Source organism: Rheinheimera texasensis (assembly GCF_964031785.1).
Lineage (GTDB): Bacteria > Pseudomonadota > Gammaproteobacteria > Enterobacterales > Alteromonadaceae > Pararheinheimera > Pararheinheimera texasensis_A.
The window spans coordinates 1-14084 of record NZ_CAXIRE010000023.1; the positions used below are offsets into that span (position 1 = coordinate 1).

Annotated in this window: 16 protein-coding genes; 7 read left to right on the forward strand and 9 right to left on the reverse strand. The window is 52.3% G+C overall.

The window, feature by feature from the left end:
- Positions 1-242 precede the first annotated feature (242 nt).
- From ABNT34_RS18475 to def, 5 genes are all read right to left on the reverse strand, one after another.
- Entirely contained in the window at positions 243-878 is a 636-nt protein-coding gene (locus tag ABNT34_RS18475) for a uracil-DNA glycosylase (protein WP_348734292.1), read from the reverse strand.
- 414 nt (positions 879-1292) lie between these two features.
- Entirely contained in the window at positions 1293-2669 is a 1377-nt protein-coding gene (trkA, locus tag ABNT34_RS18480; RefSeq protein WP_348734293.1) for a Trk system potassium transporter TrkA, read from the reverse strand.
- Positions 2666-3967: a 16S rRNA (cytosine(967)-C(5))-methyltransferase RsmB gene (rsmB, locus tag ABNT34_RS18485; RefSeq protein ID WP_348734295.1), complete on the reverse strand. Its 1302-nt coding sequence runs from the start codon at positions 3965-3967 to the stop codon at positions 2666-2668. The genes trkA and rsmB overlap by 4 nt, the downstream gene beginning before the upstream one ends.
- Positions 3964-4926, reverse strand: coding sequence for a methionyl-tRNA formyltransferase (gene fmt / locus ABNT34_RS18490; RefSeq protein WP_348734297.1), 963 nt, complete (start codon positions 4924-4926; stop codon positions 3964-3966). The genes rsmB and fmt overlap by 4 nt, the downstream gene beginning before the upstream one ends.
- A gap of 11 nt (positions 4927-4937) precedes the next feature.
- Positions 4938-5444, reverse strand: a complete 507-nt coding sequence (gene def, locus ABNT34_RS18495) for a peptide deformylase (RefSeq protein ID WP_348734299.1) — start codon at positions 5442-5444, stop codon at positions 4938-4940.
- A gap of 132 nt (positions 5445-5576) precedes the next feature.
- On the opposite strand from def, the gene ABNT34_RS18500 reads away from it, so the two are divergent.
- From ABNT34_RS18500 to ABNT34_RS18515, 4 genes are all read left to right on the forward strand, one after another.
- A complete protein-coding gene (locus tag ABNT34_RS18500; protein ID WP_348734301.1) occupies positions 5577-6722 on the forward strand; it encodes a LysM domain-containing protein in 1146 nt (381 codons plus the stop codon).
- Between the two features lie 72 nt (positions 6723-6794).
- A complete protein-coding gene (gene dprA / locus ABNT34_RS18505) occupies positions 6795-7883 on the forward strand; it encodes a DNA-processing protein DprA (RefSeq protein WP_348734303.1) in 1089 nt (362 codons plus the stop codon).
- 2 nt (positions 7884-7885) lie between these two features.
- Positions 7886-8359 carry a DUF494 family protein gene (locus ABNT34_RS18510; RefSeq protein WP_031567919.1) on the forward strand — a complete coding sequence of 158 codons (474 nt, stop codon included), beginning with the start codon at positions 7886-7888 and terminating at the stop codon, positions 8357-8359.
- Between the two features lie 114 nt (positions 8360-8473).
- Positions 8474-9013, forward strand: a complete 540-nt coding sequence (locus tag ABNT34_RS18515; protein WP_348734306.1) for a topoisomerase DNA-binding C4 zinc finger domain-containing protein — start codon at positions 8474-8476, stop codon at positions 9011-9013.
- 84 nt (positions 9014-9097) lie between these two features.
- Here ABNT34_RS18515 and ABNT34_RS18520 read toward each other — a convergent pair whose 3' ends face one another.
- Positions 9098-10252 (reverse strand): 5-(carboxyamino)imidazole ribonucleotide synthase, encoded by a 1155-nt coding sequence (locus ABNT34_RS18520; RefSeq protein ID WP_348734308.1) that lies wholly within the window; start codon positions 10250-10252, stop codon positions 9098-9100.
- Positions 10252-10740 (reverse strand): 5-(carboxyamino)imidazole ribonucleotide mutase, encoded by a 489-nt coding sequence (gene purE, locus ABNT34_RS18525; RefSeq protein ID WP_348734310.1) that lies wholly within the window; start codon positions 10738-10740, stop codon positions 10252-10254. Before purE ends, ABNT34_RS18520 begins: the two co-directional genes overlap by 1 nt.
- 119 nt (positions 10741-10859) lie before the next feature.
- Here purE and hemF point away from each other — a divergent pair, with 119 nt between their 5' ends.
- Positions 10860-11777 carry an oxygen-dependent coproporphyrinogen oxidase gene (gene hemF, locus ABNT34_RS18530; protein ID WP_348734312.1) on the forward strand — a complete coding sequence of 306 codons (918 nt, stop codon included), beginning with the start codon at positions 10860-10862 and terminating at the stop codon, positions 11775-11777.
- 6 nt (positions 11778-11783) lie between these two features.
- Here hemF and ABNT34_RS18535 read toward each other — a convergent pair whose 3' ends face one another.
- Positions 11784-12236: a group II truncated hemoglobin gene (locus ABNT34_RS18535; RefSeq protein ID WP_348734314.1), complete on the reverse strand. Its 453-nt coding sequence runs from the start codon at positions 12234-12236 to the stop codon at positions 11784-11786.
- 15 nt (positions 12237-12251) lie between these two features.
- Here ABNT34_RS18535 and aroE point away from each other — a divergent pair, with 15 nt between their 5' ends.
- Both aroE and ABNT34_RS18545 read left to right on the forward strand, forming a co-directional pair.
- A complete protein-coding gene (gene aroE / locus ABNT34_RS18540; RefSeq protein ID WP_348734316.1) occupies positions 12252-13067 on the forward strand; it encodes a shikimate dehydrogenase in 816 nt (271 codons plus the stop codon).
- Complete coding sequence (locus ABNT34_RS18545) at positions 13064-13312, forward strand: DUF1488 domain-containing protein (protein ID WP_348734318.1); 249 nt, start codon at positions 13064-13066, stop codon at positions 13310-13312. Before aroE ends, ABNT34_RS18545 begins: the two co-directional genes overlap by 4 nt.
- A gap of 68 nt (positions 13313-13380) precedes the next feature.
- On the opposite strand, the gene ABNT34_RS18550 is transcribed toward ABNT34_RS18545, so the two are convergent.
- A complete protein-coding gene (locus ABNT34_RS18550) occupies positions 13381-13917 on the reverse strand; it encodes a gamma carbonic anhydrase family protein (protein ID WP_348734320.1) in 537 nt (178 codons plus the stop codon).
- Between the last annotated feature and the right edge of the window lie 167 nt (positions 13918-14084).

Genomic DNA, 14084 nt, shown 5'->3' on the forward strand with positions numbered 1-14084 from the left:
GAAAGAAAAGCAAAAGGCGACAAACTGGACTACCTGACTTTGAAAGTGTCACCTATGTCTGTGAAGTAAAATGTAACCTATGTCTTTGACTTCTACAGACCCCAGTTCCGCTCGAAAGCCCGCTGAAAACCCACAATTTGAGGCGCTGGCGTAACTCGCGGTGCGCTACCGTCGCACCGCTCAAACACCCGCCAGCTTAAAACCTCAAATCGTGATTTTTCAACGGCTCGCTTCAATGGGGGCTAGCAGATTCTAGCTTTCGCGTTCTCTAGAGCCTTCATTACCAATGCAAGACCTTCTTGTCTCGAACGTCTGTTTGGGCCGCTTCCCATAAGACCGCGTTTACTGGGATGAGGGCACTCAAAAATACAAATCTCGCTAGCTAAATGCGGATAAGTACCGGAAAAGCGTGACCAGGAATCTTCCGCGACACGTCCCATCAATATAACTACCTGTAATTTTGGCAGTAATTCAATTAACTGAGCTAGGGGGTTTAAGTTATGTTGAAGTTGCTTTGCAGAAGGTTTTTTCTGGTCTGATCCTATGTAATGAATGCATGCATTCCATGCAATGACGTCATCCAGAGCAATTTGGGCTTTATCCAGCAATGTCCCAAGTACTTCTGCAGTTGGGTCATCGTTTTGTGTCGAAATGAAACCACTTCCATTTTGAGTTAAGTTAGTTTTTGGGCCAGGATCCTGCAAAAGTAATAGAATTTTTGCTTTAGTACCGCCGTAGCTTGGTGCTACGTACGGGATGTCTTCAGCTAACTCTAATCGCAGTTTATCTACCAATTGATTAACTAGCTCTATGTGGCCTGAATAGCGATTATTCCACTGATGTAATCTGTAATCATTATTTCGCATTTTTCTATACATAGTTACTTTCCCTGTATCCATGATGGGTAGGCAGGACCTTTGCGTGGTCAAGTTGATTACTTCCAGTTTTAAACTTAACTGACTATTGATGCAACTGCCCGTTGGAGCGAGCCGGCTGAAAATTGTTGGCCAAGGTTTTAAGGCGCAGAGTGTTTGAGCGCGGCGACGTTAGCGGCGCGCGAGTTGCTGCGCCGCCTTGGACGACAAGTTTTCAGACGGGCTTTCGAGCGGAACCGGGCTTGCTTTTTCTTTGGTTACTTTCTTTTGGCAACGCAAAAGAAAGTAACTCACCGTCAGGTGAATTCTTTGCTAGGCGGTCTCGCCGCAAAAACTAAAAACGATGCCATGAAAGGCAGCGCAGTTGAGTCCTCAACAGTAAGCAGCCAGAGACAAAGCGCCTCTGACCGCGCCTGGTCAAAGGAAAAATGCACTCACCTGGAACAGCCGTTCCACTTCACCGATGTGCTTTTTGTCGACTAAAAACAAAATCACGTGGTCGTCGGTTTCGATAACGATATTGTCATGCGCGATGAGAACTTCTTCGCCGCGCACTATGGCACCGATAGTACAGCCGGGCGGTAGTTTCACCTTGCCGATGGGTTGGCCGACGACTTTAGACGTGGTGCTGTCGCCGTGCGCAATGGCTTCGATGGCTTCGGCGGCGCCGCGGCGCAGGGAGTAGACGTTGACGATGTCGCCACGCCGCACGTGGGTCAGCAGTGCCGAAATAGTGGCTTGTTGTGGTGATACCGCGATATCGATTTCACCGCCTTGCAGCAGGTCGACATAAGCACTGCGTTTAATCAGCACCATGGTTTTTTGCGCGCCCATGCGTTTGGCCAGCATTGCTGACATGATGTTGGCTTCGTCGTCGTTGGTCACGGCGAGGAATACATCTACTTCGTCGATGCTTTCTTCCTGCAACAGCTCTGGGTCTGAAGCGTCACCGGCATAAACGACGGTATTTTCCAGCGTGCTGGATAAATACTCGGCGCGTTCTTTACTGCGCTCAATCAGTTTGACGCTGTGGGTCTTCTCCAGCGCTTTGGCAAGGCCATAACCGACGTTGCCGCCGCCGGCGATCATGATACGGCGGTAGCTGTTTTCCAGCTTTTGCAGCTCGCTCATCACGGCGCGGATATGTTTGGTGGCGGCGACAAAAAACACTTCGTCGTCGGCTTCGATAATAGTGGTGCCAATAGGTTTGATGGCGTGGCCGCGCCGGTAAATAGTCGCGACCCGGGCATCGATATGCGGCATGTGCTCTTTCAGCGTCGACAGGGCATGGCCGACCAACAGGCCGCCATAATAGGCTTTGACTGCCACTAAGCTCACTTTGCCACCCGCAAATTCAACCACCTGCAGCGCGCCCGGGTAGTCAATCAGCCGGCGGATGTAGTCGGTGACCAGTGTTTCCGGTGCGATAAAGTGGTCGACCGGTAAATCATCTTTATTAAACAACTTGTCACGATATTTGATGTATTGGTTGGTGCGGATACGTGCGACTTTGGTCGGCGTGTTAAAAATGCTGTAGGCGACCTGACAGGCAACGATGTTGACTTCGTCACTGTTGGTGACGGCGATAATCATGTCGGCATCTTCCGCGCCGGCTTTTTTCAGGATATCCGGGTGCGCGCTGTGGCCATGCACGACCTGCAGGTCAAATTTGTCCTGCAAGGCGCGCAGTTTTTCGGCATTGATATCGACGATGGTGATGTCGTTTTCTTCACCGACCAGATTCTCTGCCAGCGTCGCACCAACTTGACCTGCACCTAAGATAATGATTTTCATGCAATCGCCTTTTTCTGCAATTTGGCGTAGAAGAAGCCGTCAGCCTGCGACTGGCCCGGTAATAATTGCCATGTGCTGGCGCTATGACTGGTACTCAGTGGCATAGCTTCGGCATCCGGCTGGGTCTCGAGAAAACGTTGGATTTGCAGCTGATTTTCATCTGGCAACACACTACAGGTCGCATACAGCAGGACACCGCCCGGTTTCAGTGTTGGCCAGACGGCGGCAAGAATTTGTTGCTGTAAAAGCGCCAGCGCGGCGATATCCGGTTTTTTCCGTAACCAGCGGATATCCGGATGGCGGCGGATCACACCGGTGGCCGAGCAGGGCACGTCCAGCAGAATACGGTCAAACAGCTGGCCGTCCCACCACTGACCTGGTTCGGCGGCATCGGCGGCTTTCACTTGAGCTTCATGGCCAAGCCGCGCCAGATTTTCGCGCACCCGCACCAGTCGCGCCGGATCTTTATCCAGCGCCAGTACCAACGCTTCTGGTGCCAATTCGAGCAAATGACCGGTTTTACCGCCGGGGGCGCAACACGCATCCAGAATGCGATCACCATTTTCCGGCGCCAGCAATACCGCCGCATATTGCGCGGCTAAATCCTGCACGGCAAAAAAGCCCCAGACATAACCCGGCAAAGTGGTGACGTCACAGGCTTTATCGAGCAGGATTGCCTGCGGCATCTCCGGCACAGGCTGGCTGAAACCAATCTCCAGCGCAGTCAAATCTGTGGTGAATTTCTCCACTGAACAGCGTTTGGTATTGACCCGCAGCCACAGCGGCGCTTTTTGTTGGTTAGCGGCGATAATTTCCAACCACTGCTGTGGATAGGCCTGCTGCAGCGCCTGCACCAGCCAGGACGGGTGGTTAGTTTGCACAGACAGCGGCGCTTCAGCGAATTCAAACAATTCCGGCTGACGCTGCACCGAACGCAACACGCCGTTGATCAGTTTGGTCATCGACTGACCTTTTAAATAACGGGCAGCTTCGACAGTTTCGCCGACGGCGGCATGGTCCGGAATGCGTAAAAACTTCAGCTGATAAATACCGAGATAAATCAGAAACTGCAGCGGGCGCAGCTGTTTGACCAGCGGCTTGCTCATCAGCTGCTGGCAGACAAAATCCAGCTGCGGCAGCTGGCGCATCAGGCCAAAACACATTTCCTGCAGCAGCGCTTTGTCGGCCGGATTGCTGAACAGCAACTGGGCTTTGGGCAAAACGTCTGACAACGATTTGCCCTGATCGACCACCTGATAACACAAAGTCGCGGCGGTTGCGCGCAAGTTCGCCGTCATTGCGGCAGTTCCGCGCTAGCTTGCAGTTGCTGACCGGTCTGGAACCAATCGGCGCGACCGTTGAGAAAATCGGTCACCGCCATGGCTTTTTTACCGGACGGTTGCAACTGTTCAATCACCAGCAAACCGTCCGCAGTGCCAATCGCGATGCCTTTTTTGTCGACCCGCACCACCTGTCCAGGCTGCGCTGTGCCTGCTTCAACCCGGGCCTGCCAGATTTTTAGTTGCTGCGTGCCGAGTTGCAGGTAACTGACCGGCCATGGGTTAAAAGCACGGATCTCCCGTTCCAGCGCCACGGCGGCTTTGTTGAAATCAAGCTGTGCTTCTTCTTTGCTGAGTTTTTCGGCGTAGTTAGCGGCGCTGTCCTGCTGCGGTTGCGCTTTGGTCTGCAACGCGGGCAGGTCTTGCAGCGCGTCGGTCAGCGCTTTCGGGCCTATCACCGCCAGTTTTTCATACAGAGTTGCGCTGGTGTCGCTGGCTTCGATCGGTAAAGACGCGATGCTGAGCATGGCGCCGGTATCGAGACCCGCATCCATCTGCATAATAGTGACACCGGTTTCAGAGTCGCCGGCCCAGAGTGCGCGTTGGATCGGTGCTGCACCGCGCCAGCGTGGCAACAAAGAGCCGTGCACATTGATACAGCCGAGTTTTGGTGTGTCCAGCACCACTTGTGGCAGGATCAGGCCATAAGCCACCACCACCATCAGGTCAGCTTCTAACGCGGCTAGTTGTTGCTGCGCCGGCGCTTTTTTCAGTGATTTGGGCTGAAACACCGGAATATTCTGGGCCAGAGCAAGCTGTTTAACCGGGCTGGCCTGCAACTGCTGGCCACGGCCAGCTGGGCGGTCCGGCTGGGTGTAGACAGCGATCACCTGATGCTCAGAATCAAGCAGGGCCTGCAGATGGCGGGCGGCGAAATCCGGCGTGCCGGCAAAAATAATACGAAGCGGTGTGGTCACGGAGATTCCTGTCAGGCTTTAGCGGCGCGGGCTTGTTTTTCCAGCTTTTTCTTGATGCGATCGCGTTTTAATGGCGACAGATAATCGATAAACAGCTTGCCAACCAGATGATCCAGTTCGTGTTGCAGGCATATCGCCAATAAACCATCAGCTTTGACTTCAAACCAGTTGCCGTCTAAACCCTGCGCTTTGAGCGTGATCTCAGCGGCCCGTTCGACGTTGGCGTAGTTTTGCGGTACCGACAAACAACCTTCTTCGTAGGTGGTGTCGCCGCTTTTTTCGGTGATTTCCGGGTTGATAAAAATTTGTGGTTGGTTACGTTCTTCCGATAAGTCGATCACGACCACACGTTGATGAACATTGACTTGCGTAGCGGCCAAACCAATGCCATTTTCGGCGTACATGGTTTCCAGCATGTCTGCAACTAACTGACGAGTCTCGTCATTTACTGTTGCAACGGGTTTGGCGATGGTCCGCAGACGTTCATCGGGATAATGTAAAACGGTTAAAACTGCCATGGCACCTACAAAATTATGCTTTGTGAATATAACTGTGTTATGGTTCAATTTTAGCCATTAAATCGCTGTAATAACAGCTCCCTATGCATTCTGTGCAATAATTACTGCAGTTCCGGGCCGAAGGAAACTGGCATGCTGAAAACAATAACAAGCTCAATCGCCGCCCTGTTGTTCTGTCTGACGACAACTGCGTCAGCTGACATTCTCGCCATAAAACCTGATGCACCCAAGAGTTACACCGTCAAACAAGGCGACACGCTGTGGGATATTTCCGGTTTATATCTGCAGCAACCCTGGTTATGGCCGCAATTGTGGAAGCTCAATCCGCAGGTGGAAAACCCGCATTTAATCTATCCCGGTGACGTGCTGAGCCTGAGTTATGACAAAGACGGCCAACCAGTATTGACGGTCAATGGCAGCGCGCTGAAGGTGTCACCGTCAGACAGTGCCGCCGAACCGGGTCAGGGTATCCGCAAGTTGTCGCCACAAGCGCGTAAATCACTGAAGAATGTCAAAGCCGTCACAACGATTCCGTTGATGATGATTCGGCCTTTCCTGACCTACGAGCAGTCATTGTCTGCGGAGCAGATTGATAGTTTGCCTTATGTGTTGGGTGCGGACGACCACGTCAAAAACGCCAGCCAGGGTCATATCCTGTATGTGCGTGGCCAACTGCAACAAGATGCTGCCTATGGTATTTACCGCAAAGGCAAAGCTTACATTGACCCGGAATCTGAAGAAATTCTGGGATACGAGACCATTCTGGTCGGTACTGCCCGGGCATTTCGTGCCGGTGGTACCGAAGTGAATGCTCCGGCCTCAGTGGCGGTACTGGATGTAAAACAAGAGATCCGTCAGGGCGACCGCTTGTTACCGGCCGCGGACGGTCAGAGCCTGCCGGCGTTTTTCATGATGAGAAAACCGGAACAACCGATAGCTGGCAGTATTATTGATACGACGTCGGATCTGCGTGAATTTTCCAGCTGGGACATTGTGGTACTGAACAAAGGTCAGCAGGATGGGGTAAAAGCCGGTTATATGTTCTCGATTTCCCGACAGTCACCGGCAGTGGTCGATTCCAGCCGTGGGCCTGTGTATATGTCTGATGCTTCGAAATATCAGAAAATTATGGGCGGCATCGATGGTGACCGCATCGACATGCCTAAAGAACAAATCGGTGAATTGATGGTGTTTAAAGTGGCGGAACGCACCAGTTTTGCTATCGTCACTGGGACGAAAAAACCCATTCGGGTCGGCGACAGCATCGGCGACCTGTAACCTATCTCAATCTGCGCCCTGTGGTTGCATCGCGCAGCGACAGGGACATTATCCGGCCTATAGGGGGAGATCATGGAAGATCTCATCTGCTGGCTGCGACTGATGGCAGTGCCTGGGCTTGATGCCAATGCACTGCTACAAATCAGTCCGGCTTGTTCAGTCGCCGAGCTGTGTCAGGCATCCACCACCCAATTGCAACAGCTTGGCTTTTCTGCCGCGCATGCTCTGCATTTAACTCAATCTCAGCGTAAAGCTGAACAGGCTCTGCATTGGCTACAAAGTGAAGCAGGACGCTGGTTTATCCCTTTTCCTGATCCACGGTATCCGCCGTTATTACGTGAAATCAAACACCCGCCGGTTGGTTTATTTGGCTGCGGTGACCCGGCGGTTCTGCAAAAACCGCAGATAGCCATGGTTGGCAGTCGTAGGCCAACGCCGACCGGGCGGCAAATTGCACTTGAGTTTGCCGCTGAACTGGCGGCACTTGGTTTTGTCATCACCAGTGGGATGGCGAATGGCATTGACGGCGCTGCGCATCAGGGCGCTTTACGGGCAAAAGGCGAGACTATCGCGGTGATGGGGCACGGCTTATGCCATTTGTACCCGCCGCAGCATCAGGCGCTGCAACAACAAATCATCGCGCAGGGCGCGGTCGTGTCGGAGTTTTTGCCACAACAACACCCGAAGGCCGAGTTTTTCCCGATCCGAAATCGTATCGTGGTTGGACTGAGTCTTGGCACTGTAGTTGTTGAGGCGGCCGAAAAAAGCGGTTCGCTGATTAGTGCCCATTACGCCGCCGAATATAGCCGTGACGTATTCGCTATCCCGGGTTCTATCCGCAATCCACAAGCGGCTGGTTGTCATCAGCTTATTTTACAAGGTGCTAAATTAACCCGCTCTGTGGCCGATATTCTGGAAGAGTTAGCACCGCTGCTTGCAGCAGATTTATTCAGCCATCCGGTTGAAAAAAATAGTTGTTTGCCACTCTTGTCCGACGAAGGCTTGTTAGCTAACGTAGGAGATGAGGCAACTGCAATAGACCTGATTGCAGATCGCGCAGCAATGCCGGTAGCCGACGTAACCATAGCCCTGCAACAGCTTGAATTAACTGGCGCAGTGGCAGCCGTACCTGGTGGCTACATTCGAGTGAGGAGGGCCTAGTCATGTTTGATATCCTCGTCTACCTGTTTGAGAATTACATCCACAACGAATCGGAAATTTACGTCAACCAGGCTGATTTGACCAAAGAACTGGTCAAAGCCGGATTTCATGATGATGACATCTTCAAAGCCCTGCGCTGGCTGGAAAATTTATCCCAGCTGCAAGAGAGTCATGTAAAACCTTATTTAACCAAAACAACTTCTAACGCTTTACGAGTGTACACGCCGGAAGAGTTAAGAAAACTCGATGCTGAATGTCGTGGTTTTCTGATGTTTCTGGAGCAAATCAATGTGTTAGATTTACCTACCCGTGAAATGGTGTTGGATCGGGTGATGGATTTAGACAGTGCTGAAGTGAGTCTGGAAGATTTAAAATGGGTGGTACTGATGGTGTTGTTTAACGCCCCCGGCCACGAAACCGCTTATGCCCAGATGGAAGACCTGATTTTTGAAGAGCCGACCGGGCCGCTGCATTAAAGCGCAACCCGCTTATAAATGAATGTTGATACAACGCCGGTGTTTGCCGGCGTTGCCTTTTCTGCGGCCGACTGTGCGATAATGCCGCACCTTCGATAGCCGGCCGTTTGAGTTATGTCTGACCAACCTTTGTTTGCCATTCCAGAACACAAACAAACCTGCCCATTGTGCCAGCACGAGCTGGTGATGAAATCTGGCAAACACGGGCCATTTCTGGGTTGCAGCAACTATCCGGCCTGTAGTTATATTCAAAATCTGCACCCGCACGACAGTACGGTCGTCAAACTGCTGGAAGACACGCCATGCCCAAGCTGTGGCTCGGCGCTGGCGGTTAAGAATGGCCGTTACGGCATGTTTATTGGATGCAGCGATTTTCCTGCCTGCCATTTTATTGTGCACGAAGAGCCGGTGGTGGTTGAGGATGTGCATTGCCCGCAGTGCCAAACCGGTAAACTGCTGGAGCGTACCAGTAAGTTCGGCAAAACCTTTTATGGCTGTGACCAATATCCAAAATGTGATTTTGTGCTGAATTTTAAGCCTGTCGCCGGAACCTGCCAAAGCTGTGGTTTTGGCCTGCTGGCGGAAAAACCGGGGGCGCATGGGGTCAAGCTGATTTGCGCCAGCCGTAAATGTCAGGCGGTGCAGTCAAGCTAAGTCAGGTGCGCTAAATAGCTCTTACACAGTACAAAAAGAAAAGGCCCTTCAGGGCCTTTTTCATCTGCAAATTACGCAGGTCGTTTATCTGGCGCTTTCGCGCAATTTCGCTGCCATTTCGGCGACTTCGGGGAAGCTGCTTTCAGGTAACAAAGCACTTAAAGCACTGAATCTTTCCGTCAGCTCTTTCACCGTGGCGCCACAAATATTGATATGACCCATTTTGCGGCCAGCCCGTTTGGCTTTGCCGTACCAGTGCAGGTGGCAGGATGGCAAGCTCAGCACGGCTGGATTAACAAAGTCTTCGCCGAGGATGTTCACCATCACCGTCGGGCGCACTAAGGCCGTGCTGCCCAGTGGCAAGCCACAAACGGCACGCAGGTGGTTTTCAAACTGGCAGGTATCAGCACCTTGTTGTGTCCAGTGGCCGGAGTTATGAACGCGTGGTGCGATTTCGTTGACCAGCAATTGCTCGCCAACCTGGAAAAACTCCAGCGCCAACACGCCTACATATTGCAGTTTATTCGCCACCGCGTCGAACATTTGTTTGGCTTGTTGTTGCAAAGCGGACTCTGAGGGTAGCGCCAGTGACACCGACAACACGCCATTGACGTGGTGATTTTCTGTCAGCGGATAGACCACGGTATCGCCATGTTCATTTCGCGCGCCAACCAGACTGACTTCGCGGTCAAACCGGACAAACTGTTCAGCCACAATCGCTTGCGGCAAACTGTGATCGGCACCCGCCATAAAAGCGGCAATATCAGCCCAGACTAATGCTGCGTCTTCCAGCTGTTTCAGACGCCACTGGCCTTTACCGTCGTACCCAGCTAATGCACTTTTCAGTACCAGCGGCAGGCCCAGTTCGTTAATGGCGGCCATAAACTCAGTTTCGGTCTGCACAATGCGGTAACCGGCGTTGGCAACACCAGCAGCATCGAGCAGGGCTTTTTCCTGGCGGCGGTCACCACCGGCTTTGATGGCAGTGCTGTTTGGCTTGAATTTACCACTGGCTTCACATACCGCCTGTACCGGATAGGGGATATGTTCAAACTCTGAGGTGACTACATCTGCTGCAGCCACGGCTTGCTCCAGCGTCAGTGGGTAAACTTCACCTGTGACCGGATGTTGTACTTTGGCTGAATTCACATCATAAGCGGTGACGTGCAGATTCAGCGGCGCGCCAGCCAGCGCCATCATTCGAGCCAGTTGCCCGGCGCCCATGACTAATACATTCATCAGACTTCCTCGGCCGGATTCGGGTGGGCCAGTACAGAGTCAGTTTGTTCTTTGCGGAACGCATCAATTTTGGCCATTAAGTTTTCATCGCTGGTCGCCAGAATTTGTGCTGCTAACAAACCGGCATTGGCCGCACCGGCATCACCGATGGCCAAAGTGCCGACCGCCACGCCTTTTGGCATTTGCACAATAGAGAGTAAAGAATCGAGACCTTTTAATGCTTTAGATTGTACTGGTACGCCCAGTACCGGTAATGACGTGAAAGCAGCAGCCATGCCAGGCAGGTGCGCTGCGCCGCCGGCACCGGCAATAATCACTTTTAAGCCGCGGCTGGCAGCGTTACCGGCATATTCAGCCAGTAAGTGCGGGGTACGATGCGCAGAAACAACAGTGGTTTCATAAACGATGCCGAATTTGTCTAACATGTCTGCTGCGTTTTTCATGGTAGGCCAATCGGATTTGGAGCCCATAATGATACCGACTTTCATTGCTGTTTCCTCAAAACCGCCAGGTGCTGGCATAATAGGGCGCTATTATAGCCATCTGGCCGTGGCCAGGAAAATTTTTCACCAGTGTCTTCTGCCGGAAGCGCTAAACGGGAGCCGATATGTCCGTTGATAAACACGCCGTCAAAGCCTTTCTACTGCAGTTGCAGGAACAGATTTGTGCTGCACTGGAGCAATCCGATGGTGCTGCCCGTTTTGTCGAAGACAGCTGGGAGCGGGCTGAAGGTGGTGGTGGGCGTAGCCGGGTATTAACAAAAGGCGCTGTATTTGAACAAGCCGGCGTCAATTTCTCCCATGTGTTTGGTGACAAAATGCCTGCCTCAGCGACGGCACACCGGCCAGAACTGGCGGGCCGGCGCTTTGAAGCCATGGGCGTGTCGCTGGTGATTCACCCGAACAATCCATTTGTGCCCACCAGCCACGCCAATGTGCGGTTTTTTATCGCTGAAAAAGAAGGTGAAGCGCCGGTTTGGTGGTTTGGTGGCGGTTTTGACCTGACGCCGTTTTATCCGTTTGAAGAAGATGTCCGGCATTGGCATCAGGTTGCCTTTGATTGCTGCGCACCTTTTGGTGCAGATGTGTATCCGAAATACAAAACCTGGTGTGATGAATACTTTTATCTGAAACACCGGGGGGAAACCCGTGGTGTCGGCGGTTTGTTTTTTGATGATTTAAATCAGTGGGGATTTGAGCGTAGTTTCGCTTTTATGCGTGCGGTTGGTGAAGCCTATGTAAAGGCGTACCAGCCGATCGTCGAGCGGCGCAAGCAAACGCCGTACACTGAAGCACATCGCCAATTCCAGTTGTATCGTCGTGGTCGTTATGTCGAATTTAATCTGGTGTTTGACCGCGGGACTTTGTTTGGCCTGCAAAGCGGCGGTCGCACGGAATCGATCCTGATGTCAATGCCGCCACTGGTGCGCTGGGAATATGGGTTTGTGCCGGCCGAAGGTTCAGCTGAAGCGCTGTTGTATCAGCGCTATCTGCAGCCGCAGGATTGGCTGGGTATCAACAGCTAGGCTGGTTTAACGGGGCCGGCCCTGTTCGTCCTGGTTGATCATGTGGCTGGCGAGTTGTCCCAGTGCTTCGCTGAGGCCACCACGCAGCAGCGGGTCTGCCACGACTTCAGCCAGTGCCTGGTTCATGCAAAACATCCACTGGTCTCGCAGCTTGGGGTTGACTGTAAAAGGCATATGGCGGGCACGTAGCCGCGGATGGCCATATTTCTGTTCAAATAAACCAGGGCCGCCAAGCCAGCCTGATAAAAACTCAAAGAATTTTTGCCGGATGGTATCCAGTGGCAACGGGTGAATGGCATAGAGTTCTGCCGCTTCTGGCGCTGTGGCCATGATATCGTAAAAACGATTGGCCAGACGACGGGTTGCCTCTTCACCACCAATGAGCTGATACGGGGTTTGTTGCGGTGTCGGGTGTGCTGGATTTTTTGCTGACAACATTTGAATTAACTTCTTAAGCATGATGGGAGCTTCTTTGTGGATCGATATGCTGTTTTTGGTCATCCGATAGGACATTCCAAATCGCCGCTGATCCATCGCTGGTTTGCCGAACAAACCGGCCAGGTTCTGACTTATGAGGCGATTTTAGCACCGCTCGATGGCTTTGCCGACAGCTGGCAACACTTTGTTGCTGAAGGTGGCCGGGGGGGCAACGTCACTGTGCCGTTTAAAGAACAGGCTTTTGCCTTAGCTCAGGTGTTGAGTAAGCGGGCGCAGCTGGCTGGTGCGGTGAATACTTTATATCTGGATGAGCAACAACGCCTGTGCGGCGACAATACAGACGGTGCCGGATTGGTGGCCGATTTACTGCGCCAGGATGCGTTGCTTGAAGGCGCGAATGTGTTGCTGTTGGGCGCCGGTGGCGCCAGTCGCGGGGTGATGCAACCATTACTGGATGCAGGTGTGGCGCATATTCATCTGGCAAACCGCACTGTCAGTAAAGCTGAACAGATTGCGGCACTTTTTGATAACCGCGTCAGCGCCGGTAGTTATGCCGAAGTGCCGAAACAGCGCTGGCATTTATTGATCAATGCGACGTCCAGCGGTTTGCTGGGCGAACGCCCGCCATTACATGAACAACACCTCGAATACTGTCAGCTGGCCTATGACATGTTATATGGCGCTGCACCGACGCCGTTTTTACAATGGTGCCATCAGCAAGGTGTGCCACAAAGCGCCGATGGTTTAGGTATGCTGGTGTCGCAAGCCGCGGAAAGCTTTTATATCTGGCGTGGTGTGCGACCTGTAGTAGAGCCGGTACTGGCAAAATTAAGGGAGTTGCTGCGCGGATGAATCAGCAATTGATTTTTAATCACGACCATCAGTTTGACGACGCAGCTGTTGCAGTGCGCTGTTCAATCTTACAAGGTGGACTGCGCAACACTGTTTATATCAGGATGCCTGAAGGTTGGACAGCTGAGGCCTGGCTGGCGCAAGTTCGCGAAGACAGCTTCTTTTGGGAAGACGAGATTGAGCTGGCGTTAAAAAAAGGCCAGCTCGACCCGGATGGAAGCTTATGGCTGGATGGTGCAGTCTGAAAAACAGCGTCTAGTCTTCACTTCTATATAGTGGTGCCCTGAATTCACTACTATATAGAGGTAGGCAATCATCCCACTTCCGCCAGATACTCGTTTTTCAGCACGACATAGTTTTGTGCCGAAGCAGACAAAAATGCCCGTTCGGCATCATTCAGTGGTCTCGCCTGTTTGACCGGGCTACCGACATATAAGTAGCCACTCTGCAAAACCTTGCCAGGCGGGACTAAACTGCCGGCACCGATGATGACATCATCTTCTACAATCGAGTCGTCCATCACGATAGCACCCATGCCAACCAGAATGCGATTGCCGAGGCGACAGCCATGCAACATACATTTATGGCCTACAGTGACATCTTCACCTATTAATAAGGGGGAGCCTGCAGCGTTTTTGGCGGAAGGGCGGGATACATGTAATACGGTGCCATCCTGGATATTAGAACGTGCGCCGATCCGGATATGATTCACATCACCGCGTGCGGCAACCAGAGGCCATATACTGACATCGTCGCCTAAGACGATGTCGCCGGCTAAAACTGCTGATTCATCAACATAAACATCGGCACCCAAGGCCGGACTTATACCTTTATATGAACGTATCGACATTCTAAACTCCTTATCTGCTGCGGAATTATGCGGGATTTGTGCATAAAAAACACCTTTCGCTGAAATTTCACCCGAACGATCGCAAAAGCGCAACTTTTCTCAAATTTAGGCTTGCGTAAGTTTCGTGACGGCCTATAATGCGCGCCATGCCGACGGGGTGAAGCGAA

Excerpts from the sequence above, each read along its gene's own strand:
- ABNT34_RS18520 (WP_348734308.1), bottom strand. The coding sequence starts at position 10,252 with ATGAATGTATTAGTCATGGGCGCCGGGCAACTGGCTCGAATGATGGCG.
- ABNT34_RS18475 (WP_348734292.1), bottom strand. The coding sequence starts at position 878 with ATGTATAGAAAAATGCGAAATAATGATTACAGATTACATCAGTGGAAT.
- purE (WP_348734310.1), bottom strand. The coding sequence starts at position 10,740 with ATGAAAGTCGGTATCATTATGGGCTCCAAATCCGATTGGCCTACCATG.
- def (WP_348734299.1), bottom strand. The coding sequence starts at position 5,444 with ATGGCAGTTTTAACCGTTTTACATTATCCCGATGAACGTCTGCGGACC.
- ABNT34_RS18545 (WP_348734318.1), top strand. The coding sequence starts at position 13,064 with ATGAATCAGCAATTGATTTTTAATCACGACCATCAGTTTGACGACGCA.
- ABNT34_RS18515 (WP_348734306.1), top strand. The coding sequence starts at position 8,474 with ATGTCTGACCAACCTTTGTTTGCCATTCCAGAACACAAACAAACCTGC.
- ABNT34_RS18535 (WP_348734314.1), bottom strand. The coding sequence starts at position 12,236 with ATGCTTAAGAAGTTAATTCAAATGTTGTCAGCAAAAAATCCAGCACAC.
- ABNT34_RS18550 (WP_348734320.1), bottom strand. The coding sequence starts at position 13,917 with ATGTCGATACGTTCATATAAAGGTATAAGTCCGGCCTTGGGTGCCGAT.
- rsmB (WP_348734295.1), bottom strand. The coding sequence starts at position 3,967 with ATGACGGCGAACTTGCGCGCAACCGCCGCGACTTTGTGTTATCAGGTG.
- dprA (WP_348734303.1), top strand. The coding sequence starts at position 6,795 with ATGGAAGATCTCATCTGCTGGCTGCGACTGATGGCAGTGCCTGGGCTT.
- ABNT34_RS18510 (WP_031567919.1), top strand. The coding sequence starts at position 7,886 with ATGTTTGATATCCTCGTCTACCTGTTTGAGAATTACATCCACAACGAA.
- trkA (WP_348734293.1), bottom strand. The coding sequence starts at position 2,669 with ATGAAAATCATTATCTTAGGTGCAGGTCAAGTTGGTGCGACGCTGGCA.
- ABNT34_RS18500 (WP_348734301.1), top strand. The coding sequence starts at position 5,577 with ATGCTGAAAACAATAACAAGCTCAATCGCCGCCCTGTTGTTCTGTCTG.
- hemF (WP_348734312.1), top strand. The coding sequence starts at position 10,860 with ATGTCCGTTGATAAACACGCCGTCAAAGCCTTTCTACTGCAGTTGCAG.